This is a genomic window from Novosphingobium sp. 11B (assembly GCF_054589055.1).
On sequence record NZ_BAAILP010000205.1, the window covers coordinates 16,722 to 39,592 of the forward strand.

The following is a 22,871-nucleotide window of genomic DNA, read 5'->3' on the forward strand; positions in this document are numbered from 1 at the left end:
CGCCATTCATGCTGGCTGCCCCTGCGCTGGGTGATCCTGCGCCGTTCGAACTGTCCGGACCGGACCTGAGTATCGAGGTCACACGCGGCGGGCAAACCTTGCCGATTTCGCGCGTGCCCAGCCTTGCAGTGGGTGACAAGGTGGTGGTCCATGGCGCCTTCCCGGAAAGCCAGGGCGCCAATTTCGTGCTCATGTCGGCCTTCCTGCGCGGTGCGACGAACCCTCCTCCCAAGGACTGGATCGACCTTGCCCGCACCTGGAAGGAGAAGGAAAAGGACAAGGCTCTGACGCTCACCGTCCCGCGCGATGCGCGGCAGATGGTGCTGCTCATGGTACCCGAGACGGGCGGAGCCGAAGGCGTCCTGATGGATGCTGTTCGCGGCAAGCCGGGCGAATTCGTGCGCGCCAGCCAGGACCTGAACCAGGCCTCGCTCGACCATTCGCGCCTCAATGCCTTCATGGCCGCGATCCGCGCGCAGGACGATAGCGGGCCGGAGTATCTGCGCACCGTCGCGCCGGTCCTTGCCAGCAGCCTGTCGATCAAGTTGCAGGAGGATTGCCTGAACAAGGTGATCCAGTCTCAGGCTTCCTGTCTCGTGGAGAACCGCGATTCTCTGGTGCTCACCGACGTGCATACCAGTTCACTGGCGGAAACGATCACCGGCACGCCGACCGACCTTGCGCTCCAGCTTGCCAACACGCGTGAGGGCGGAGCGGGGTATTACAGCGCCTACATTGCGGTCGCGCGCGATGTGGCGAAGATCTTCGGCGCGTTCAACAATCCGCAGTTCAACTATCTGCCGACACTGACGGTGCGCAATGCGGATCGCATGTCGCTTCTGCTCAATGCGGCGCCTTCGTTCGAGAAGCCAAAGTCGGTGATGATCGCGGCGATGCCTGCGGTCGAGGCGGATATCCCCCCGCAGCTGCGCAGCACGGCCAAAGGGCCGATCTGCATGGCGCAAGGCGCTGTACTGCCGGTGGAGGGGGCCCCGCTGGTGTTCTCGACCGACTTTGCCCACGACATGAAAGTGCGCTTGACGTCTGCCTCGGGGCAGGTGCTCGAAGTGCCTGTCAAGGCACGCGCGGACAAGGGCGGCTACGTCCTCGCCGCCGATACGCTGCCGGCCGCTTTCGCCGGAGACGTGCGCGGCCATCTCCACGGCATCTGGGGGTTCGCACCTTTCGACGGGCCTGATTTCCTGCTCCAGCGCGCGGGAGGAGGTGCCTGGAAGGCGGCCGGCGATGCCGACGGCCTGATCGTGGGGCGCGACAACGATGTCGCGCTCGAAGGGACGGCTCCGGGTTGCGTCGAGGAAGTGACGCTGCGGCAGGGTAACGGTGCGGGAAGGCCGCTCAAGTTCAAGGCGCAGGAAGGGCGGCGCCTGAACGTTACCGTCCCGCTGACCGATGCTGCGGCCGGTGACGTGCGGCTGGAGATTCGAGAGCGCGGAATGGCGGATGAGCAGACGGTCACCTTGCGTGCCCGCGTGCAGGCCAGTCGGCTTGAAGCGCTCGAACTGCATGCAGGCGACGTGCAGGGCTTCTTGACCGGCCAGCGGCTGGATCAGGTGCGTTCGGTCATGCTTGGCACGGTTGAATTCCGCCCTGCAGAACTGACGCGCGAAGGCGGCAGTGACCGCTTGCACCTGATCGCGCAAGGGGCAGGCAAGGTTCCCGGCACGGCGCCTGGGGACACGGCGCCCGACAAGGCTACCGTACGGCTGGAGGACGGGCGCAACCTGACGCTGCCGGTGCGTATCGCAGCGCCGCGCCCTCAGGTGGCGCTGCTGCAGCGCACGGTCTACCCCGGCCCGGCGGTGCAGGGGACGAAAACGCTGGATATCGGATCGGGCGATCTGCTGCCGGACAACGGCGAGATGGTTTTCTCGCTCAAAGCCGCCGGCGCGGCGCGTTTCGGTGCAGGTTCCGCCATCGAGATCGCCCAGGTGCAAGGAGAGGCCATTGCCCGGCTCGAAATCGGCAAGGGTCTCAGTCTGGAGAGCCCGGAAGTCGTGGTGGCGACGCTCAGGGCAGCCGACCTGCCCCCCGCAATGTTCGGTGCGATCCGCCTGCGCTTCGTGAGCAAGGCGGCTGACGGCCGCGAGGAACGCGGAGACTGGATGCCGCTCACCACCGTCGTGCGCTTGCCGCGTATCGAGAGCGTCACGTGCGAGGGGCAGGATGGACCATGCACGGTTGCCGGGCGCAACCTGTTCCTGATCGATGCCGTGGCTGTGGAGGACGGCTTTGCCAAGCCCGCGACCGTGCAACCCGGCTATACGGGGCGGACGCTCCAGGTCAGCGGTCGTCCCGCTGACGGCGCGCTGCGCCTGCGCCTGCGCGATGCTCCCGCCAGCGTGGTAAAGCTCGCGCTCGACAAGTAGGGCTCAGCGTCCGAGCGCGACCAGCCGGTCGGGGCCGAGCAGGGCGCGGTTCGGACAGCCGAGTTGCGCCATCGCCGCTTCCAGCTCCGTGCGCAGCAGGTGGATCATGTGCGCGATGCCGGGCATCCCGGCCACCGCGAGAGCATGCATCTGCGGCCTGCCGATGAGCACGGCGCTCGCACCCAGAGCCAGTGCCTTGACCACGTCGGTCCCCATGCGCACGCCGCCGTCGAGCAGCAGCGGCACGCGGCCTTGCGTGGCTTCGGCGACGGTCTGGATAAGATCGACAGGGCTTGGCAGGCCGTCGAGAACACGGCCGCCGTGGTTGGAGACGATGAGGGCGTCGGCGCCCTCGTCAACAGCGCGGGCGGCATCCTCGCCCAGCAGCAGGCCCTTGACGAGGATCGGCAGACGGGTCGCTTCGCGCAGCCACGCAAGGTCGTCCCACCCCGGCGCCGCATCGGAGAGCGGGGTGCCGAGCAGGATCCGGCCACCGGGCACGGAAGTCTGGGTCGGGCGCGGCATTCCGGCCAGATTGACCGCATCGACGCCCGGCGGAAGCCTGATCCCGGCGGGCTTCAGCGCCGCATCGACGGTCAGGACGATGGCCTCGTAGCCGGCCGCCTCCGCCCGGCGGACGAGTTGCAGGCTGTGCTCGCGCTCGGGCTGGAGGTAGAGTTGGAACCACAGTGGAGCGGGCGCCTTGCCGAGATCGCGGGCGATGGCATGGGCGGCCGCGGCGATGTCCTCCAGCGGCACGCTCGACAGCGTGCTGACGACCATGCCGGTATCGAGCGCGGTGGTGGCGCGGACGCAGGCAAGTTCACCCTCGGAGTGGGCAAGGCACTGGTAGGCCAGCGGGGCCAGCAGGATCGGCGCGGCGTGGCGGCGGCCGAGCAGGTCGATCTCGGTGCTGCCGTCGAGGGTCGCCATGGCGCGGGGGAGCAGGCCGATGCGGTCGAAGGCGGCGCGGTTCTCGGACACCGTAATCTCGCGGCCCGCGCCTTCCTGGATGTGCCGCCAGACCTCGGGCGGCAGGTGGGCTTCGGCGCGTCGCTCGTAATCGGCAAGGGTGCGCAACTCCGCGGGAATGGCGGAAAGCGGTGGCTGCGGGCTCACGTCGCCGACCACTGGCGCAGCAGGTTGTGGTAGACTTGGGTGAGGGTATCGATCGAGGCATGCTCGGGATGGTCCGTCGCGACAGACTGGATCGCGCCGTCCAGTTCGAACATCAGCCGCCGCTTCTCGGGCGAGGCGACGAAGCTCTGGGTCCAGAAGAACGAGACGAAGCGGACGCCGCGCGTCACCGGCATGACCCGGTGCAGGCTGGAGCCGGGGTACACGATCAGGCTTCCGGCGGGCAGTTTGGCCGTGTGCGTACCGAACATGTCCTCGATAATGAGTTCGCCGCCGTCGTATTCCTCGGGGTCGGAGAGGAACAGGGTGCTCGAAACGTCGGAGCGCAGGTGCTCGCCGGTTCCGGGGATCGGGAAGATCGCGTTGTCGACGTGATTGCCGTAGTGGCCGCGCCCGTCGTAGCGGCTGAAACGGGGCTGCAGGACGCGGGCGGGCAGGGCGGCGGCGATGAACAGCGGGGTCTGCGCCAGCCGGGCGAGGACGCGGTCGGCCAGTTGCTTGGCGAGGGGATGGTCGAGCGGTAACTGCTCGTTTTCCTTGACTTTTGCGGCGCGGTGACCGGCGGTGGCGCGGCCGTCCGCCCAGTCGGCGGCTCCCAGTGCACTGCGGATTTCGCGCACTTCGGCGGCGTCGAACAGATCGGGGATTTCGATGACCATGGTGTCTCTATTCGCGCAGTCAGGTGATGCTGACAATGACCTGCATCAAGCCGGAACTTCGTCCTCGGCCTCGATCATGGCGGCAAGGGCGGGGCTGATCCATTCGGTTGAGCCGGTGCCATAACGGCACGTAGAGCGTACATAAAGGCACTCACGGGTCGCCAAGGCGTGCACGGCGGCAGGCGAGAGCACGCTGAACGCGGTAGCCCAGGCGTCTGCGAGCATAGCGCTGGAGTGGATCACGCTGACCGCCATGGCATGCTCGACCGGCATTCCACTGTGAGGATCAATCGTGTGGAAACCGCGTACGTAATCGCCCGAGGTCGCCACTGCCAATTGGTGCAGCGCGACCCGCAACGGGGCGACGTCCTGCGTCGGCGTTTCGAGGTCCACCCACCACGGGTCGCCATCGGGACGCAGGCCGCGTCCGACCAGTTCGCCGCCGATCTCGACGAGCGCATGGTGACAGTCCATCCCGGCGAGCAACGCGGCCAGCGCATCGACGGCGTAGCCTTTGGCGATGCCCGACAAGTCGAGCCGCAGGCCGCCGGGCTGGCGCAGCCGCCGCGTGTCCGGCTCGTAGACGAGGCGTAGGAAGCCGGAGGCCGTGCGCGCCTGCTCGATCTCTTCGGTGGTGGGCGGGCGGTCGATCGTTACCGGACCATGGCCCCAGGCATCGACGAGCGCGCCGATCGCGGGATCGAAGGCCCCGGCCGACTGCTCGGCCACGGCGAGGGCGGCTTCGATCACCGCGCTGAAGTCGGCGGGAAGGGTGAACCATTCGCCTGCGCTCGCCCGGTTGAACCGGCCCAGCACCGAATCCGCACGCCAGTGGCTCATCTGCGCGAGGATGTCCTCGAGCCGCGCCTCGATCGCGCGGCTCGCCGCGTCCCGGTCAAAGCCGGGGGGCGGGGCGAGCCGGATGCGCCATGTCGTGCCCATGGTCTCGCCGCCCAGTTCGATCACCCGCACGCCCTGCCGCCATGTGGCGAGCGAGGCTGCGTCGATTTCAAGAGGAACGGCGAGGCGCATGGGTGGCAGGCTCAGGACGTCGTCAGGGCGCGACGACTTCGAGCGTGGTAGTGAAGGACATGCGGCGGGCGCTGGCCTTCTTGTCGGCGGGCTTGGTGTCTTCTACGCTGGCGTTCAGCCAGTACCAGCCAGCGACCGGCCACTTGACCTTGACGACGCCGTCGGGGCCGGTGGTCAGTTCCTGCGCATCTTCGGCCGCGCGGTACTTCTTGCCGCCGGGGACGACTTCGACCTTGATGCCGGCGGCGGGCTTGCCGTCGATCAGGAAGCGGAAGCTGCCTTCCTCGTCCGAGACGAGTTCGTCGGGGTGCGTGACCGGATCGAATTCCAGTCCCTTGCCGGTGAGGGCGACCTTGCTCGGCTCGCCCGCAGTGACGTAGACGAAGTTGCGCGAGGTCACTTCGGTCAGCTTGATGTCGGTAGCGTTGGCGGGGATGTCGGCTACGGTCTGCACCATGCGCGGCGGCTGGCCACCCGGACCTCCGGGGCCGCCGGGACCACCGGCCGGAGGGGCTCCGGCAGGTGCGCCAGCGCCCGGAGCACCCGGACCGCCCGGTGCGCCCTGCGGACGGCCACGACCGCCCACGCGCCATTCCTCGGTACCGACCTTGAAGGTGCCCATCACCGAGGCGCGCTCCATGCCGATCTTCCAGGTGCCCGCCTTGTTCAGCGCGACGTCGAAAGTGCCGCGATGGCGGCCCTTGGACGCGTTCTCGACTTTGCCGTCAGTGCCGTCGGGCGCCCAGACCGAGACTTGCGCCGGGTCCATGGCGACATGGTCGGGGTAGAACAGGTCGTTCGACACCGCGGCGTCGACGGTGACATATTCGTTGGTGCTGGCGAGCGTGCTGGTCGAGGGCAGCAGCCACATGCGGTGCGCAAGGGCAGGCGTCGCCAGCATGGAAGATGCCGCGGCGGCGATCAGGATCGAGCGGAAGCGCATTCGTATTCCCCTGTTATATAAAGTGAAAGTAGTCGGATCAGCGGATGGTGACGGTGCCCAGCTCGGTCTTGCCCGAGACGGAACCACCCTTGCCGCCGACCGTGAACGGCACGGAAACCAGTTCGCGCCCGCCGGTCTCGCGCGCGGCCTCGACCTTCAGGACGTAGTCGCCCTTGGGGAGGTTCGCGGGAATGGCGACGGTGTAGCTGCCGGGCGCGCGGGTCGCGCCGCTGATGCCGTCGGCGGGCAGCTTCAGCGAGCGGCCGCCCTTGCGCCACCAGGTGCGCAAGTCCGCCAGCCACTTGGTGCCCGGTTCCGCGCCGCGCTTCTTGCCGTCGAACCACACGAAGAGGGTGCGGGCATCGCCGCCGGCGACGGGCTCGACCCAGCCTGCGACGTAGGGGCGGTGGTATTCGGCCACCTTGATCTGCGGGACGGTGACGGTGACCGACGCGGCGAGCGCGGGCGTGGCGGCAAGAGCGGTTGCAGTGCCGGCGGCCAGCGCGGGCAGGATCTTGGATCGGGTCATCACGGGCTTTCTCGTCAGTGGATGAAAAGGAGGGCCAGCAGCAGCGGGATCAGCAGGCTCAGGCCCACCATCGGCCAGGTCATCGGCCGGTGCTTCGCGTGAAGCTGGAGCAGGAACAGGCCGGTGATCGTGAACACGAGACAGGCCACGGCGAACAGGTCGATGAACAGGGACCACGCCGCGCCGCTGTTGCGGCCCTTGTGCAGGTCGTTGAGGTAGGAGATCCAGCCCCGGTCGGTGACTTCGGCCTGCACCTCGCCTGACGCGCGATCGATGCTGACCCAGGCGTCGCGGCCGGGGCCGGGCATGGCGACGTAGACTTCGTCCTCGGCGGTCCAGTCCGCCGCGCGGCCCGAAGGATCGAGCGGAACCGCCGCCGCGACCGCCTTCGCCACTTCGGCGGGCAGTGGATCGGTGCGGTCTCCGCGGGCAGGCAGTTTCGCCAGCAGTGCCACCGGCAGCTTGCCCTGGCTCTGCGTCACCGAAGGCTCCGCGCCGATCGAGGCGGCGTGGTTGAGCGTGATACCGGTCGCCGCGAACAGCAGCATGCCCACCAGCGAAATCGCCGCGCTCACCCAGTGCCAGGTGTGCAGCTGCTTGAGCCAGAAGGCGCGGGCCTTCTTGTTCTTCTTCTTTTTCACCGCGGGTTTCGGTTTCGCGAGATGCGAAGACGCCGTGGTCGCGCGATTGGCGGTATTCGACGCTGCGTCACGCATATCGTCGGCGTGGCGGTCTCGGGCGTCGGCAACTTCCAAAATGTCGCATCCTTACAAATGTCGGATTTCAAATATCGGTAAAGGGCGCCCTTCGGCGAAACGTGCCGCCACACGTTGCTGTGATATCGAGTGCCCTCTGGACGACGAGCTGCTTAGTGTATATGCAAATCACTCGCAATAGTGGTTGGCAGGAGATTACAATTGGCGACAGTTGCCGCGATCGCACCGGACGAACTCGCGTTCGCACCGGTTTCGGCCGTTGCGCATGAGCCGTTGCCCCATTCGGCTTCGACTGGCGAATCACTTTCCGCGACTGGCGCGGACCGCTCGGTCTATCGTCCGGCAAGGGCGAACCCGGTCGCTCTGCTGGCGTCGGCGGGAATGATCCTGGGCATGGCTGCGTGTCTGGCGACGCTCAATATGGTGGCGTCGCACAAGGAAAGGGCGCATCTCACCACCGTCGACGTGCAGGAACTGGACGTCACGCCTCCACCGCCGCCCGAGCCGACGAAGCTGGAGACGCCGCAGGCCGCCGTCACCCAGACGGTCGTACCCAAGCCGATGATCGAACTGCCGAGCCCCGGGCCGCAGCAGGTCATGGTGGACGCGCCGCCGCCGCCCGCTCCGCCCAGCATGACCAGCGAAGGCGTCAAGGTAAGCGCGCCGCCCTCGGTGGCGCCGCCAGCCGCGACGACGCTGGAAGGCGGCGACCTTTCGAGCAAGGTGCTGTTCGCCAAGCCGCCGATTTACCCGGTCGATGCGCGGCGCGCGCATGAGCAAGGCACGGTGAAGCTACTGCTGCTGGTCGGCAGCGACGGGACCGTGAAGGATATCCAGGTCGTATCGAGCAGCGGCAGTTCCCGGCTCGACGGAGCGGCGCTGCGCGCAGTGAAGCACTGGCGCTGGTCGCCGATGATGAGCAACGGTGCGGCGACTGCGGTGCGGGGCTACGTCACGATCCCGTTCGTGCTCACCAACGTCTGAGAGGCGTCAGTCGCTTCCCTGCAGCGCGGCATGCAGGGTCGCCATCGCCTGCTCCAGCTGGGTAGCGCTGTAGGGTTTGTCCAGCCGCACCGTGGGGCGATGCTCAAGGTCGGGCTCGAAACCGCCGCTGGCGATGGCGACCGGCACCTCGCGAGATGCGAGTTCGGCGATGATCGGGTCCGCTTTTTCGCCCGCAAGATTGAGGTCGATCACGGCAACATCGTATTCGCCGGCGCAGGCGGTTTCGAGCGCGGCGGAGAGGGTCGCGAAAGGTCCGACGACCTCGCAGCCGAGGTCCGTCAGCATTTCCTCGAGCAGCATCGATACGAGAAACTCGTCCTCGGCAACCAAAACCCGCATTCCGTCGAATCGAGGCGTCTCGTCAGGCATGGTGCCACTCTGGAAATTGCGTTCGCGACAACGCCTTGCGCGGCAAAGCTATTGCCAGCCGATTGCGGCGTAATCAAGCGGCCATTCAGCTCTCGATGATTTCGCGTATCCGTCCGGCGAGCATGTCCATCGCGAACGGCTTGGTGATCATCGCCATGCCCGGTTCGAGGAAGCCCGAAGCCAGTGCCGCGTTCTCCGCATAGCCGGTCATGAACAGCACTTTCAGACCCGGCCGACAGGCGCGCCCCGCGTCGGCGACCTGACGGCCGTTGAGCCCCGGCAGGCCGATGTCGGTGACGAGCAGGTCGAGGCGCTCGTCCGACTCCAGGATGGCAAGTCCGGAGGGACCGTCGGCAGCCTCGATCGCCCGGTAGCCGAGGCCGTCGAGCACTTCGAGGATCAGGGCGCGTACGACCGGTTCGTCCTCCACCACCAGCACCACTTCGCCATCGCGTGCGGTAGGCAGCGCCAGCGGTTCGCGGGCGTCCGTGGCCGCGGCGTCGGTGCCGAGATGGCGGGGGAGGAACAACTTGATGGTGGTGCCGACGCCTTCCTCGGAATAGATCCGCGCATAGCCTTCGGACTGGCGCGCGAAGCCGTAGATCATCGACAGCCCAAGGCCGGTGCCTTGGCCCATCGGCTTGGTGGTGAAGAACGGCTCGAAGGCGCGCGCGGCGGTGTCGCGGCTCATGCCGACGCCGGTGTCGCTGATGGCGATGCACACGTATTCGCCTGGCTCCACGTCGCGCTCGCGCGCGGCGTAGCGGTCGTCGAGGTGAGCGTTGCAGGTCTCGATGGTCAGCTTGCCGCCCTGCGGCATGGCATCGCGCGCGTTGATGACGAGGTTGAGGATGGCGCTTTCCAGCTGGTTGGGATCGCAGCGCGTCAGCCATAGCCCGCCCGCCAGCACGAAGCCGAGCTCGATATGCTCGCCGAGCGTACGGCGCAGCATGTCCTCCATCGAGGCGATCAGCGGATTGCTGCGCACCGGGCGCGGGTCGAGCGGTTGGCGGCGCGAGAAGGCGAGCAGGCGATGGGTCAGTGCCGCCGCCCGCTCCGCCGAGGTCCGTGCACCGCCCAGCCAGCGCTCGAGGTCCTGCGTGCGGCCCTGCGCGAGCCGGGCGTGCATCATGTCGAGGCTGCCGGTGATGCCCTGCAGCAGGTTGTTGAAGTCGTGCGCGATGCCGCCGGTCAGCTGGCCGACGGCCTCCATCTTCTGGCTCTGGCGCAGGGCTTCCTCGATGGCGCGCTGCTCGGTGATGTCGCGCCCGATCGCATGGATGCGGCGGTCATCGGGCACGGCGGTCCAGGCGATCAGGCGGAAGTCGCCGTCCCTGGTGCGATAGCGGTTCTCGAACGCGATCGTGCGGCGTCCGCTGGCGAGCTTGGCGACTTCGGCGGCGGTCGCCTCGAGGTCGTCGGGGTGGACGAAGGAGGCGATGCGCTGCCCGAGCATTTCCCCTTCATGCCAGCCCAGCAGCCGCTCGCCGGAGGGGTTCACCGCGGTGATCACGCCCTCGAAGTCGCAGACCAGCATGAGGTCGCGGCTGATCGTCCAGAGGCGGTCGCGGTCCTGCGCGAAGGCGGCCTCGGCCTGCTTCTGCGCCTCGATCTCGGTATTAGTGCCGATCCACGCCGAGATCGCGCCATGCGCGTCTTTGAGCGGCATGGCGCGCGAGAGGTGCCAGCGATAGAGCCCTTCGCAGTCGCGCAGGCGCAGTTCGGTATCGTAGACCTCGCCCGTCGCGACGGCCTGCGCCCAGCGCGCTATGGCGGTCTCGCGGTCTTCCGGGTGCACCAGCCGAGCCCAGCCATCGCCGTCGAGGCTGCCCCGGGGCTCCCCGGAATAGGCGTAGGCGCGTTCGTTGAACCATTCCATCTTACCGTCGGCCCGCGCGGTCCAGACTTGCGTGGGCAGGTTCTGGGCGAGGGCGCTGAACTGAGCTTCGCTCTTTTCCAGCGCCAGCTGGGTGCGCTTGCGCTCGGTCACGTCGCGCACGGCGCCGATCATCCGCACCGGCTTACCGGCGGTGTCGAATTCGAACTCGGACTTGCGCGCGATCACGCGCTCTTCGCCGGTATCGGGACGACGGATGCGATATTCGACGTCGAGCGCCGCATCCGCCGAATTGCGCCGGGCATGGTTGGACGAAAGGTGGCGGTCCTCGGGAATGATGATGCTTTCGAGCACCCCGGCGCTTACCGCACCGGTCTGCGGCGCGCCGAACAGGCGGTAGAACTCGTCGGTCCCGGTTATCGTGTTGGCGACGATGTCGACGGAGAACAGACCCACGCCGCCTGCGACCTGTGCGCGGCTCAACTGCTCGGCGCTGAGGCGCAGGGCTTCCTGCGCATCGTGCTCGAAGGTGCGGTCCCGCATGAGCTTGACGAAGCCTGTCGGCCGACCATCGCCGTCGCGCAGCGGGGTCATCTCGCTCAGCCCCCAGAAACGCCCGCCGGTCTTGCGCAGATGCCAGCGGGCATCGTGAGCGCGGCCGGTGTCGAGCGCTTCCCGGCGCTTGGCGGCAGGTCGCCCGGTCGCCCGGTCCTCGGGGGTGAAGAACATGTCGATCGGCTGGCCCAGCATTTCCGCCTCGCTCCAGCCGAGCATCGCCGCCGCGCCGGCGTTCCAGAGCGTGATGCGTCCGTCGAGATCGGTGGCGACGATGCCATAGTCGATCGCGCCATCGAGAATCTGGCGATTGTAGGCCTCGCGCTCGCGCAGTTGCCCTTCCGCACCGACGCGCTGGACATGCGCCCAGGACCGCTCCGTCACCTCGCGGATGATGCCCAGTTCGTAAGGGGTCCAGTGGTGGGCCCGGCTGTCGTGGATGGCCATCAGCGCGGTGAGGCGGCCTTCCTTGATCAGCGGCATGCAGATGGTCGCCGCGATGCCGATGTCCTGGAAGGTCCTGGCCTCCTCGGGCGCGATTTCCCTGGCGTTGTCGTTGATGATCAGTGGCCGCCCGGCATGCAGCTCGCGCACGGCGAGCGCGCCGAAATCCGCCAGTCGATAATGCCCGACGATCGAGCGCGCACCGTCGGCATGCCAGTTGCCGCGAATGGTGAAGCCGTCCTCGTCGGCGTCCATGTCGGCATAGGCGCAGTTGGCCAGGCCGAGATGCTGCGCCGTCATGCGGGTGGTGATCGCCAGGATTTCGCCTGCCCCGCGGCAATCCGTGATCGCCTGCGCAAGATCGTCGAGGAAGCGCAGCTTGGTCTCGCTTTCCTCCAGAGCTTCGCGGGCATGGTGCGCTTCGGTGATCTCAAATACGACGGCCATGACGCCTGCGGGCGTGCCGTCGTCGCCGGGGACCGGTGAATAATCCAGATTCAGCCAGATCTGCTCGGGCTTGCCGTGGCGATGCAGCGTCAGCATGTGGTCGCGGTAACTCAGCGTCCCGCCCGCCAAGCCGATTTTCATGACGTTGGCGTTGAATTCGGCGACTTCCTCCCAACCGTCGAGGACGTTGGACCCGAGCAGGCGGCTGTCGCGCCCGCCCGCGAACTCCGCATAGGCATCGTTGTAGAGCATGACGCCCTTGGGGCCCCACAGCAGCACCAGCGGCACGCGCGATGGCAGCATCATCGCGACGGTATGGCGCAGGCTTACCGGCCAGCTTTCGATCGGCCCGATCGGGGTGGAGGACCAGTCGTGCGCGGCGATGCGGCGCGCGAGATCGCCTTCGAGTCCCATGAACCCGTCGCCGTTCGCTTCGCTCCGCGTCATGCCCCTAACCGATCCCTTCGCGCCGGGCCGACCACCCCTTCCGTGCGCACGACAACACATCGCGCGCAGGACGGTTCCCGGTCAATGGAAGGTGAGCACTTATCCTGAAGCTGCGATGGGATAAGGGAGAATCCCGGCCCGTGCCTCCGAACCGGAGAAACGGGGGGCGAGGCAGGCGCGGTTGCGCCCCTTGCTTTTCGCTTCGTAAAGGCCCCGGTCGGCCTGCCGCATCGCCGGAGACAAGTCCTGCACGCCCGGGAGGACAGGCGCGCAGCCTATGCTCAGGGTGCCGCAGTTGTCCGCCCCCTGCCGAATTGCGAATCCGGTGCAGAGATCCTCGGCCAGCCTCAGGCTGCGCCCTTCGTCGATGCGGGGCAGCAGCACCACGAATTCGTCACCGCCGAGGCGTGCGGTCACCGCCGATGCGGGCAGGCGCACCGCCAGGAAAGCCGAGAGATCGACGAGCAGGCGATCGCCGTCCTGATGGCCGAAGCAGTCGTTGATCGTCTTGAAATTGTCGATGTCGATAAGCAGCAGCGAGCCGCCCTGCTGCTGCACGTCGCGGGTGCGGGCCTCGAAGCCGCGGCGATTGAGCAGGCCGGTGAGGGGGTCGCTTTCGGCAAGGCGTGTGGCGCGTTCCTCGCGGCGGCGGCGCAGCGCGCCTGCGATCGACATCGCGAGGGCGACTTCGACGAGGATCCCCTCGAACAGCGAGATCGGAATCAGCACGCCGGAGTAGGAGGACAAATCGACGAACGCGCCGGGCACGAAGGCGCAGCCCGCCTTCACCGCGTAGAAGGAGCCGTGGACAACGAAGGTTGCAACCAAAGTACGGGTTTCCGAACCCGTAGTGCGGCGCGCCTCCAGCAGCACGCCGGCGGCTCTGAGGCAGAACACCGCCACGAATGCGGCGTTGAACAGCGACATGACCTGATCGCGGTCGCCGAGCCCGGGGATGGCCATCAGTGCCGAGCAGAGCAGCGGGGCGGCGAACCAGGCAGGGCTCAGCCTGCGCTGGGCGAAAGATGCAGCGCCGAGCAGGAACATGAAGTGGGCCAGCGGGACCATCGAGTTCGACAGCCAGACGCCGAGGAGGAAATCCCCGCTCTGGCGCAGGGGCGCAAGGGTGCAACCCACGACGATGCAGAGGAACCCGAGCGCGAAGCTCAGGAGGAACCGCTCGCGCAGGGACCGCCATTCGATAAGAAGAAACGTCGCGGCCACGAACGCGATCGCGTTCGAAAGCAGCAACATGGTTTGCGCATCGACCGACATGAAGAACCCGGAACCCCCTTGCGCGAGGAAGTTACGCCAATCTCCTAAACAAAAGGTGGATGGGCCGTAAACCATGCTTGCCGCTGCTGCTTTTTCGGCAATGTCGGGTGAGGATCGAGGCGCGGCGCTGCCATGGATTTGCAACCAAGACGGCCCAATGCCATTCTGTGACCTGACACCCGGCCGAACGCACGCGCGAAGGCCATCTGCAACTTCGCACTACCGCCAAAACCGGGGAGCATATCGCATTGCGCGGCTGGATTCTCTTTCAGCATCAACTCGACCCGTCGATTCCCGAGGTGCCCGAAGTCTTCCGTTTCCAGGAGGCTGCAGGCGCGCTCGGCATCGAACTGCACGTCCTCCAGCCCCACAGCTTCGAACTGGTGGTCGGCACCGTCGGCGACTGGGCGATCAAGTATCAGGGGCGCGAGATCGAGAAGCCCGACTTCGTCATCTGCCGGACGGGCGCGGAGACGGACTACTTCACGTTGGCCCTGCTGCGCCACTTCGAGCGGCGCGGGGTGCGGCTGGTCAACGGCCCGGCAACGATCGAGACGGTGTCCGACAAGCTGCACACCCTGCAGACGCTGAACCGTGCAGGGTTGCCGATCCCGCGCACGATGCTGGGCACGTTCCCCATCGACGTCGATCTGGTCGAGCGGGAACTGGGCTTTCCGGTCATCGTCAAGACGCTCAAGGGTACGCGCGGCGCGGGCGTCCTCAAGTGCGAGGACCGCAGCCAGTTCGAGGATCTGGCGGGCCTGCTCGAAAGCGCCGAGGCCAAGGCGGACTTCATCCTGCAGCACTACGTGCGCGCCAGCCATGGCCGTGACGTGCGCGTGCTGGTGGTCGGCGGGCGGGTGATCGCGGCGATGGAGCGGCGCTCGCTGACCGGCGGCTTCAAGTCCAACGTCTCGCTCGGCGGCGTCGGCGTCGCCTACAACCCGCCGCAGGAGATGGCGGAACTGGCGGTGCAGGCGGCCGACGTTCTGGAACTCGACATCACCGGCATCGACATCCTGTTCGATGAGGACGGCTACCGCATCTGCGAGGCCAATTCCGCCCCCGGCTTCCAGGGGCTGGAGCGGGCGACCGGGCTCGACGTGCCGACGGCGATCCTCGAATGGGTGATCTCCACGCAGGCCGCCGTGCAGGAAAGCAAGCCTGCCCCGGCCGAGAGCACCGCGCTGGCGGACATGGTCTTCGGCGGCCGCACCGGCCTGCGCGCGCTCAGCGACCGCAATGCCGAATTCCGGCCTTTCGCCAATGCGGTGGGCCTGCGCATGCTGGCGGCGGGGATCGGTTGTCTCGTGCAGAGCTCGTTCCCGCAGCCGCTGGTGGATCGCCGCAGCCCGACCGGGATTGGTCTGCGCTCCCTCTTCGAAGGGCGCGCCAAGGTGGACCTGACGGGCCTCAACGACCGGGCGCATGAACGCACGCTGATGGTGGTGCTCGCGGTCGCGATCTGGGCGGCGGTCATGCCCTGGCTCGCCGGGGCCGAGGCGGTGGTGAGCGGGGTGCTCTCCGTCCTCGCGCTCATCTTCCCGGTGCTGTTCCTGCTGACTTCCCCGGCCGGACGGTTCGGAGCCGGCTCCGCGCGCCGACGCAGGAGCAACGGATGATCGACTTTTCCGCGATTCCCTGGGCGGCGCTGGCGCCGTTCATCGTCGCCGGGTTCCTGGCGCAGCTGGTGGACAGCGCGGTCGGCATGGGCTTCGGGGTGATCGGCAACTCGCTGCTGATCCTGCTCGGCCTGCCGCCCGCCGCCGCGTCCTCGGTGACGCATGCGGTCGAGAGCTTCACCAGCGGCGTCTCCGGCGCGGCCCATGCCCTGCAGCGCAACGTCGACTGGATGCTCTTCGCGCGCCTCGTCATTCCGGGCATCGCCGGGGGGCTGACAGGCGTGTGGGCGCTGTCGCACCTCAGCCTCTCGATCCTGCGGCCGGTCCTGCTGGTCTATCTGGCGGCGGTCGGCATCTACCTGATCTGGCGCGGAGCGCGGCGGGCGCAGGCCTATCGCCGGATGCGCGCGGTGGGGCCGCTGGGCTTCGTCGCCGGGTTCCTCGATTCCTTCGGCGGGGCCTGGGGGCCGGTGACGACGGGCAGCCTGATCGCGCAGGGGATGACCCCGCGCGTGGCGGTGGGCACCGTCAACGCCGCCGAGTTCTTCGTGACGGTGACGGTGCTGTCGGCCTTCATCGGCACGCTGGGCCTGCAGTCGTTCTCGATCGCGGCGTCGGGCCTGCTGATCGGCGGGATCGTCGCTGCGCCGATCGGGGCGCTGGTGACGCGGCGTGCATCCTCGCGCGATCTGACGCAGTGGATCGGCGGGGTGATGATCGCGCTGAGCCTGTGGGGTCTGATCTCGCTCGTCTTCGCGCCGATCCCGCTGTTCTCGCGGATGTGAGGGTCAGGCGCGCTTCAGTCGTCCCCCGCTGAGCGTCTCCGCCAGACCCGGCGCGACCATGAGCAGTCCCTTGGCGATGGCCACCACCGCGCCGAGGATCAGGAACGGCTGGCCGATAAGATAGACCGGATAGAGCGGCGAGCCGAGCTTTCCGGTCAGCTTGCCGACAACCGGCCCCAGCAGCCAGATCAGGATCAGGTGCGCGCAGAAATAGAAGAACATGTACGGTTCGATCCGGCGTAGCAGCGGCGCGGCGCGAGTGGCGACGAGGCGCCATGCCAGCCACCACACCGCCAGCGATGCGGCAACGCGCGCGGCTAGGTCCACCGCCGCCGTCGAGGCATCGTCGAACGGCCGGGCATCGCCGATCGAGACGTAGAGATGCAGCGGCATCAGGACCACGAAGGGCGCCAGCGCGACGATGGCGGGCCATGCGGCCACGCGCTCGGCGAGGTTGGCACGGCGGGCGATGATGCCGATGGTGAAGAACATCAGGATCGAGGCGCGCAGGATCACCGGCGGGCCGATGCCCAGTACGTGGCAGGTTCCCGCCGCCAGCGCGAGCAGAGCCAGCGCCTTCGACGGCAACCGCACCAGCAGCGGGGCCAGCACCATGCACAGGAACAGGTCGCGCAGGAACGGCATCTGCACGTTGATGTCGGGCGGGCGGGTGACGATGAACAGTTCCTCGACCAGCCAGCGCACCGATTGCGGCATGGGCGCGGCGAGCCCGAACTGCCATGCCGCGCCCGATACCAGCAGCACCGCCAGTGCGTTCCACAGCACCATCGGGAGCAGGATCGTGCGCGCCTTGCGGGCGACGTGCGGCCCCCAGTGACGAGTGCGCGAGGAGCCCGCGACCAGCCAGCCGGAGATCAGTCCCAGCAGCGGCACCGCGCTGCGGCCGAACCCTTCCATCAGGACCCAGCGCAAGGTCTCCTGCGGCGTCCCGCGCGCCAGATCGAGTTCGTAGCCGGAGAGTCCCGTCCAGGCGTGGACGTAGACGATGCCCGCGATGCAGATGACGCGCGCGATGCGGATCGCATCGGAGCGCCGGCTTTGCATGTCGCTATTCGGTTCAGCCAAGCCGTGTCCCGCCCATTATCATCCATGCTCCGTATGTGCTTTTGTCATCATAAAGCCTGCGAGGCGCAGTGGTTGCCTCGCGCAGACGATGCCAAGCCTATGCGTCACGCCGGGCGGGCGGCGGGACGAGCGGAGAGGGGCAGGGAAAAGGCTTTCAGAACAGCGCTTCGTCGAGCGCCATGACAGTGGCGGGACCGGCGGCGATACGGGCCGCGTGCAGACCTGCGCGGGGCAGCACGTAGCTCGCGTAGTAGGCGGCGAGGGCGGCATAGGTGTCGCGGCTGCGCGCATCCTCCAGCGCCGGGGCGGCGGCGAGGATGCGGACCCACATCCAGCCCAGCGACACCAGCGCGAAGAGGTTGAGGTACTCCGTGGCCGCCGCGCCGAGGGCATCGGCATCGCCCGATGCGGCCGCGATGGTGGCGCTGGCTTCCTCCAGCATGGCGAGGGCGGCGCGCATCTGCACGGCGAGGTCGCCTGAGTCGCTGTTGTCGATGTCGGCCGCGATTCCGTCGAGGTAGGCGCGCAAGGGGGCGCCGCCGTTCAGCGTGACCTTGCGCGAGACGAGGTCCATGGCCTGCACGCCGTTGGTGCCCTCGTAGATCTGGGTGATGCGTGCGTCGCGGACGAACTGCTCCATCCCGGCTTCGTGGATGTAGCCGTGGCCGCCGAAGATCTGCTGCGCCAGCACCGTTGTCTCGAAGCCGAAGTCGGTGAAAGCCGCCTTCACCACCGGCGTCAGCAGGGCGACGTCGGCAGCGGCGGCATCGCGCGTCGCGGCGTCCGGGTGGCGGTCGGCGATGTCCATGCGGATCGCGGTCCATGCGGCGAGGGCACGCGCGGGCTCCACGAAGGCGCGGCAGGCGAGCAGCATCTTGCGCACGTCGGCATGGGCGATGATCGGCACGGGGCCGGGGCGGCCGTCAGCGGCGCGGCCCTGCAGGCGCTCGCGGGCATAGGCGACCGCGTTCTGCGTCGCCGCATCGGCAAGGCCGAGCCCCTGGATGCCGACGAACAGGCGCTCGGCATTCATCATCGTGAACATCGCGTTGAGTCCGCGCCCGGCCTCGCCGACCAGCCAGCCGGTCGCGCCGTCGTAGTTCATGACGCAAGTGGGCTGGGCGTGGATGCCCATCTTGTGCTCAAGCGCGCCGACCGACATCGCATTGCGCTCGTCGAAGGCGCCGCTGGTTCCGGGCAGGAGCTTGGGGACGAGCAGGAGGCTGATGCCCTTCACTCCGGCCGGAGCATCGGGCAGGCGGGCGAGGACGAGGTGGACGATGTTGTTGCCGAAATCCTGATCGCCCGAGGATATGAAGATCTTGGTCCCGGTCACCGCATAGCTGCCGTCGCCGCGCGGCTCGGCGCGGGTGCGCAGCAGGCCGAGGTCAGTGCCCGCCGAAGCCTCGGTCAGCGCCATCGCGCCGCACCACTCGCCGGTCACGAGCTTGCCGAGGTACGTGGCCTTGAGTTCGTCCGAGCCGTGTGCGGCAAGCGCTTCCGCCGCGCCGCGAGTGAGGCCGGGGAACAGGCCGAATGACAGGTTGGCGGCGGACACCATCTCGTCGAGCATGATCTGGACGGTGCGCGGCAGGCCCTGTCCGCCGAACTCGGGATCGCCTGCGAGGCCGGGCCAGCCCGCCTCGACGAATTCCGCATAAGCCTCCGCGAAGCCCGGTGCGGTCACGACATTGCCGTCGACCAGCTTCGTGCCCGCCGCGTCGCCCGGCAGGTTCAGCGGGGCTAGGCGTTCGGTGCACATGCGACCGGCCATCGTCAGGACTTCGCCTGCAAGCTCGCTCGTCACTTCCTCCAACCCGGGCAGCGCGGCCATCTGCGCGTCGAAATCGAGCACGTGCTCCAGCAGGAAACGCATCGTCGCGACGGGGGGCTCGTAGGTCGAGGGCATGGTCGTCTCCACAGGGGCTTGCGTGCTTGCGCGGCTTTCCATCTTACTGTACCAAACGATCGTTACAATCAAGGCGATGTTGCCATGACCCTTGAATTTCCTTGCCGATCGGTCGGCCGCGCGCCAACGCAGGCCGAATGAACGCACGCCATCCCGACAAGTCGAACCCGTCGCGCGAGGACGAGGTCGTGGCCGCCGCCGCCGGCCTCTTCGCCGAGCGGGGCTATGCCGCGACCAGCATTCGCGACATCGGCGAGCGGGTGGGCCTGCTGGGCGGCTCGCTCTACCACTACATCAAGAGCAAGGACGCGCTCTTCGTGCGCATCCACGACGCGGCGCTGCAGGCGGCGGAAGACCGCATCCGCGCGGCGATCGAAGGGGTGGAGGAGCCCGCTGCGCGGCTGGCGAGGGCGTGCCGGGTGCTGCTGGCGATCCAGCTCGACCCGGCCTCGCTGACGATGCCGCTGATGAACGACTTTCGCGCGGTGCCAGACTCCGTGCGCGTGCAACTGGTCGCGCGGCGCGATGCGTTCGAGCGGCTGTTCGCGGACCTGATTGATGCCCTGCCGCCGCAGCCGGGGCGCGACCCGGCGATCTATCGCATCCTGCTGCTCGCCACGCTCAATTCGGCGAGCGAGTGGTATCGGCCGGGGCGCCTCACCCTCGATGAAGTCGCCGACCAGATTCTAGGCGTCTACGCGGTCGGTTCCTGAGTGGGGACGGCGCGGCAGAGTCCTTCCTGCGCCACGCTGGCGACCAGCGTTCCCGCCCGATCGTAGATGGCGCCGCGCGCAAAGCCCCTCGCGTGACCGGCCCAAGGGCTGTCCATCGCGTAGAGCAGCCAGTCGTCCACCGGCGGAGTGGAATGGAACCACACCGCATGGTCGAGGCTGGCGACCTGCATGCCGGGCGAGAAGATCGCCTTCGAATGAGGCAGGATCGCCGTGGAAAAGAGTGCGAAGTCGCTGGCGTAAGTCAGCACGACGCGCCTGAGCATTTCGTCGCTGTCGATCGGTGCGGCCAGCCTGAACCACAAGAACTGGTGAGGGGTATCCGAGCCCTGCACGGCGGGCGGGCCGGGCCGGATCTCGAACGCGGCGAGGCGGTCCAGCATGGCCTGCGGGAATTTCTGGCCTGTCGCCGCGAGCGCCGTGACGAGGTCCGGGCACTGCTCGGGCGAGGGCACTTGCGGCATGGCGGCGGCGTGGGCGAAGCCGTCCTCGCGCCGATGGAACGAGGCCGCCAGGTTGAGGATCGGCTTGCCGCCCTGCATCGCCACGACGCGACGGTTGGCGAAGCTGCCGCCGTCGAAGTCGCGCAGCACGCGGTAGATAATCGGCCGCGTCGTATCCCCGGCGCGCAGGAAATAGGCGTGGAGCGAGTGCGCCTGCCGATCGCTGCCCGCAAGATCGCGCGCCGCTGCCGCCAGCGCCTGCGCCACCACGAGCCCGCCGAACACGCGGCCGGGCCGTTCCTCGGAGGCGCCGCCACGGAACAGGTCGGTGTCGATCTCCTCGACTTCGAGGAGGGCGCGCAGTTCGGCGACGGCAGCAGCAGGCTCAGTCATCGACGGGCCTTAGCGGGGAGCCTTCGAGCCACGCAAGGGCCTGCCGCTCGATCGAAAGCAGTTCCTCCAGCGTCTGGTCGATCGCGCGCTTCTGCTTGCGCAAGTCGGCGATACGCTCGCCGACCTTGGACTTGAGGGCGCGGACCTGTTCGTGATGCTCGGGATCGACGTCGTAGAGATCGAGGAACTCCTTGATCTCCCGGATCGAGAAACCGAGCCGCTTGCCGCGCAGGATCAGCTGCATCCGCCCGACCTCACGCCGCGAATAGATGCGGGTGGTGCCGACCCTCTGCGGCGCGATCAGGCCCTTGTCCTCATAGAAGCGCAAGGTGCGCATCGTCACGCCGAGCAGGGTTGCGGCTTCCTGGATGCCCAGAAGTTGCGGCGGTTCGGGAGCGGGTGCGGCGCTCAAGCTGCGGTTCCGCCCGAGCCTTGGCCAGAGTTTTGGCCTTCACGCTTGGCAGCTTCTTCCGCGACGAGGTCTTTCTTGGACAGCTTGCCTACCATGGTCTTGGGGAGCGAATCCCGGAACTCGATCGAGGCGGGCATCTCGATCTTGTTCAGCCGTTCGCGCAGGAAGTCCAGCAATGTCTCCTGATCCAGGATGTCCCCGCCATGCAGCACCACGAAGGCCTTGGGAGCCTGCCCGCGATAGGCATCGGGGATGCCGATCACGACCGCCTCGGCGACCATCGGATGCTCGTAAAGCGCTTCCTCGATGATGCGCGGATAGACATTGTACCCCCCGCAGAGGATCACGTCCTTGATCCGGTCGACGAGGAAGAGATACCCGTCTTCGTCGAGATAGCCGATGTCGCCGGTGCGCAGGGCGCCGTAGATGAAGGTCTTCTCGGTGTCCTCGGGACGGCCCCAGTAGCCCTGCATGATCTGGGGCCCGCGCGCGCAGACTTCGCCCTTTTCGCCGGGCGCGCAAAGGCGGGTGGGGTCGGAGGGATCGCGGATTTCCAGCGCGGTGCCGGGGAAGGCGGGGCCGCAGGCGTTGTCCTTGACCAGCCCTTCCAGCGGGTTGCAGGCGATGATCGGGCTGGCTTCGGAGAGGCCGTAGCCCTCGACGACGTTCACCCCGGTCTTCTCCTCGAACTCGCGGCGAACCTCCAGCGGCAGCGGCGCGCCGCCGGAGATGCAGACGCGCACGTTGTCGAACTCGCCGTGAAGCTGTTGGTGGTTGAGCGCGGTGTAGAGCGTGGGCACCCCGAAGAACTGCGTCGGCTTCGTGCGCTTGGCGGTGGCGAGGAAGGACTTCATCTCGAAGCGGGGCAGCAGGATCATCTCCGCCGCCGTGTCGACCGAGTAGTTCAGCACCGTCGTCAGCGCGAAGACGTGGAACAGGGGCAAGACACCCAGCGTGCGCTCCTGATGCTCGGGCATGTGGCCGACATGCGCGATCATCTGCGCCGAGTTGGCGGCCAGGTTCGCGTGGCTGAGCATCGCGCCCTTGGGCACACCGGTGGTGCCGCCAGTGTACTGCAGCACCGCGAGGTCGTTGGGATGGCGTTCGACCGGGTCCGGCTCTGCATCGCGGGCGATCAGGTTGGCCCAGCGCGCATAGCGCAAGTCGTGCGGCTCATGCGCGATGTCGTGGCGCTTGAAGAGCAGGAAGGCGCGGCGCTTGATCGCGGGCAGAGCGTCGGCGAAGGGGCAGACGACCACGCGCTTGAGGCAGGTCTTGCCCACCAGCGGCTCCAGCTTGGGCAGGCAGAGCGCGAGGTCGGTGGCGATCATCACCTCGCAGCCGGAGTCGGTGACCTGATGCGCCATCTCGCGCTCGGTATAGAGCGGGTTGAAGTTCACCACGACAGCGCCGATCCGCAGCACCGCGAAGTAAGCGACCACGTAATAAGGCGTATTGGGCAGGCACAGGCCGACACGGGTGCCCTTGGTGACACCAAGGTCCTGCAGGCCGCGGGCGGCACGCTTCGCAAGCGCGCCGATTTCCGAATATGTCCACTTGCGGCCCATGAAGTCGACCGCCGACCATGCTCCATGCGCATCTACTGCATGGTCGAGCAGGTCGGTCAGAAGACGCGGCGCGATCGGCGGCATCTCGTCCGTCGTTGAGGAGGCAGTGGCGGGAGCGACCCCGCCGATCGTCGCCGCGT

Annotated in this window: 19 protein-coding genes; 5 read left to right on the top strand and 14 right to left on the bottom strand. The window is 67.7% G+C overall.

Annotated elements, in window-relative coordinates; all coding sequences use genetic code 11:
- Positions 1 to 8: 8 nt before the first annotated feature.
- Positions 9 to 2,387, top strand: coding sequence for a hypothetical protein (locus tag ACYPYD_RS18730; protein WP_459664775.1), 2,379 nt, complete (start codon positions 9 to 11; stop codon positions 2,385 to 2,387).
- Positions 2,388 to 2,390: 3 nt separating this feature from the next.
- Here ACYPYD_RS18730 and ACYPYD_RS18735 read toward each other — a convergent pair whose 3' ends face one another.
- From ACYPYD_RS18735 to ACYPYD_RS18760, 6 genes are read right to left on the bottom strand one after another with little or no spacing between them, the layout of a single operon-like run.
- On the bottom strand, positions 2,391 to 3,506 hold the full coding sequence (locus ACYPYD_RS18735) for an alpha-hydroxy acid oxidase (RefSeq protein WP_459664776.1): 1,116 nt from the start codon (positions 3,504 to 3,506) through the stop codon (positions 2,391 to 2,393).
- Positions 3,503 to 4,183: a Fe2+-dependent dioxygenase gene (locus ACYPYD_RS18740; RefSeq protein WP_459664778.1), complete on the bottom strand. Its 681-nt coding sequence runs from the start codon at positions 4,181 to 4,183 to the stop codon at positions 3,503 to 3,505. Before ACYPYD_RS18740 ends, ACYPYD_RS18735 begins: the two co-directional genes overlap by 4 nt.
- A 45-nt stretch (positions 4,184 to 4,228) precedes the next feature.
- The gene (locus ACYPYD_RS18745; RefSeq protein ID WP_459664780.1) at positions 4,229 to 5,215 is read right to left on the bottom strand and encodes an FAD:protein FMN transferase; all 987 of its coding nucleotides are present in this window, start codon (positions 5,213 to 5,215) and stop codon (positions 4,229 to 4,231) included.
- 22 nt (positions 5,216 to 5,237) lie between these two features.
- Positions 5,238 to 6,158 (bottom strand): DUF4198 domain-containing protein, encoded by a 921-nt coding sequence (locus ACYPYD_RS18750; RefSeq protein WP_459664781.1) that lies wholly within the window; start codon positions 6,156 to 6,158, stop codon positions 5,238 to 5,240.
- A gap of 37 nt (positions 6,159 to 6,195) precedes the next feature.
- Complete coding sequence (locus tag ACYPYD_RS18755; protein ID WP_459664783.1) at positions 6,196 to 6,687, bottom strand: DUF2271 domain-containing protein; 492 nt, start codon at positions 6,685 to 6,687, stop codon at positions 6,196 to 6,198.
- Positions 6,688 to 6,701: 14 nt separating this feature from the next.
- Positions 6,702 to 7,442 (bottom strand): PepSY-associated TM helix domain-containing protein, encoded by a 741-nt coding sequence (locus ACYPYD_RS18760; protein WP_236727256.1) that lies wholly within the window; start codon positions 7,440 to 7,442, stop codon positions 6,702 to 6,704.
- Positions 7,443 to 7,604: 162 nt separating this feature from the next.
- Between ACYPYD_RS18760 and ACYPYD_RS18765 the strand changes: the two genes are divergently transcribed.
- A complete protein-coding gene (locus ACYPYD_RS18765; protein ID WP_036522384.1) occupies positions 7,605 to 8,387 on the top strand; it encodes an energy transducer TonB in 783 nt (260 codons plus the stop codon).
- A gap of 6 nt (positions 8,388 to 8,393) precedes the next feature.
- Here ACYPYD_RS18765 and ACYPYD_RS18770 read toward each other — a convergent pair whose 3' ends face one another.
- From ACYPYD_RS18770 to ACYPYD_RS18780, 3 genes are all read right to left on the bottom strand, one after another.
- Positions 8,394 to 8,747: a response regulator gene (locus tag ACYPYD_RS18770; protein WP_459664785.1), complete on the bottom strand. Its 354-nt coding sequence runs from the start codon at positions 8,745 to 8,747 to the stop codon at positions 8,394 to 8,396.
- 115 nt (positions 8,748 to 8,862) lie between these two features.
- Positions 8,863 to 12,507: a PAS domain S-box protein gene (locus tag ACYPYD_RS18775; protein ID WP_459664787.1), complete on the bottom strand. Its 3,645-nt coding sequence runs from the start codon at positions 12,505 to 12,507 to the stop codon at positions 8,863 to 8,865.
- Positions 12,508 to 12,606: 99 nt separating this feature from the next.
- The gene (locus ACYPYD_RS18780) at positions 12,607 to 13,761 is read right to left on the bottom strand and encodes a GGDEF domain-containing protein (RefSeq protein WP_248005802.1); all 1,155 of its coding nucleotides are present in this window, start codon (positions 13,759 to 13,761) and stop codon (positions 12,607 to 12,609) included.
- 269 nt (positions 13,762 to 14,030) lie between these two features.
- Between ACYPYD_RS18780 and ACYPYD_RS18785 the strand changes: the two genes are divergently transcribed.
- Both ACYPYD_RS18785 and ACYPYD_RS18790 read left to right on the top strand, forming a co-directional pair.
- The gene (locus tag ACYPYD_RS18785) at positions 14,031 to 15,404 is read left to right on the top strand and encodes an ATP-grasp domain-containing protein (protein WP_459664789.1); all 1,374 of its coding nucleotides are present in this window, start codon (positions 14,031 to 14,033) and stop codon (positions 15,402 to 15,404) included.
- Positions 15,401 to 16,189, top strand: coding sequence for a sulfite exporter TauE/SafE family protein (locus tag ACYPYD_RS18790; protein ID WP_036522392.1), 789 nt, complete (start codon positions 15,401 to 15,403; stop codon positions 16,187 to 16,189). The genes ACYPYD_RS18785 and ACYPYD_RS18790 overlap by 4 nt, the downstream gene beginning before the upstream one ends.
- Positions 16,190 to 16,192: 3 nt before the next feature.
- Here the strand turns inward: ACYPYD_RS18790 and ACYPYD_RS18795 are convergent, their stop codons facing one another.
- Both ACYPYD_RS18795 and ACYPYD_RS18800 read right to left on the bottom strand, forming a co-directional pair.
- Positions 16,193 to 17,254: an acyltransferase family protein gene (locus tag ACYPYD_RS18795; protein ID WP_459664791.1), complete on the bottom strand. Its 1,062-nt coding sequence runs from the start codon at positions 17,252 to 17,254 to the stop codon at positions 16,193 to 16,195.
- A gap of 175 nt (positions 17,255 to 17,429) precedes the next feature.
- Positions 17,430 to 19,184: an acyl-CoA dehydrogenase gene (locus tag ACYPYD_RS18800; RefSeq protein ID WP_459664792.1), complete on the bottom strand. Its 1,755-nt coding sequence runs from the start codon at positions 19,182 to 19,184 to the stop codon at positions 17,430 to 17,432.
- A gap of 137 nt (positions 19,185 to 19,321) precedes the next feature.
- Here ACYPYD_RS18800 and ACYPYD_RS18805 point away from each other — a divergent pair, with 137 nt between their 5' ends.
- Positions 19,322 to 19,897 (top strand): TetR/AcrR family transcriptional regulator, encoded by a 576-nt coding sequence (locus tag ACYPYD_RS18805; RefSeq protein ID WP_459664794.1) that lies wholly within the window; start codon positions 19,322 to 19,324, stop codon positions 19,895 to 19,897.
- Here the strand turns inward: ACYPYD_RS18805 and ACYPYD_RS18810 are convergent.
- The 3 genes from ACYPYD_RS18810 to ACYPYD_RS18820 form a co-directional block, all read right to left on the bottom strand.
- Complete coding sequence (locus tag ACYPYD_RS18810) at positions 19,879 to 20,751, bottom strand: acyl-CoA thioesterase (protein ID WP_459664795.1); 873 nt, start codon at positions 20,749 to 20,751, stop codon at positions 19,879 to 19,881. The genes ACYPYD_RS18805 and ACYPYD_RS18810 overlap by 19 nt on opposite strands.
- A complete protein-coding gene (locus ACYPYD_RS18815; RefSeq protein ID WP_008832270.1) occupies positions 20,744 to 21,163 on the bottom strand; it encodes a MerR family transcriptional regulator in 420 nt (139 codons plus the stop codon). The genes ACYPYD_RS18810 and ACYPYD_RS18815 overlap by 8 nt, the downstream gene beginning before the upstream one ends.
- Positions 21,160 to 22,871 (bottom strand): long-chain-fatty-acid--CoA ligase (locus ACYPYD_RS18820; RefSeq protein WP_459664796.1); only part of this gene is annotated, 1,712 nt, incomplete at its 5' end. The genes ACYPYD_RS18815 and ACYPYD_RS18820, both read right to left, overlap by 4 nt.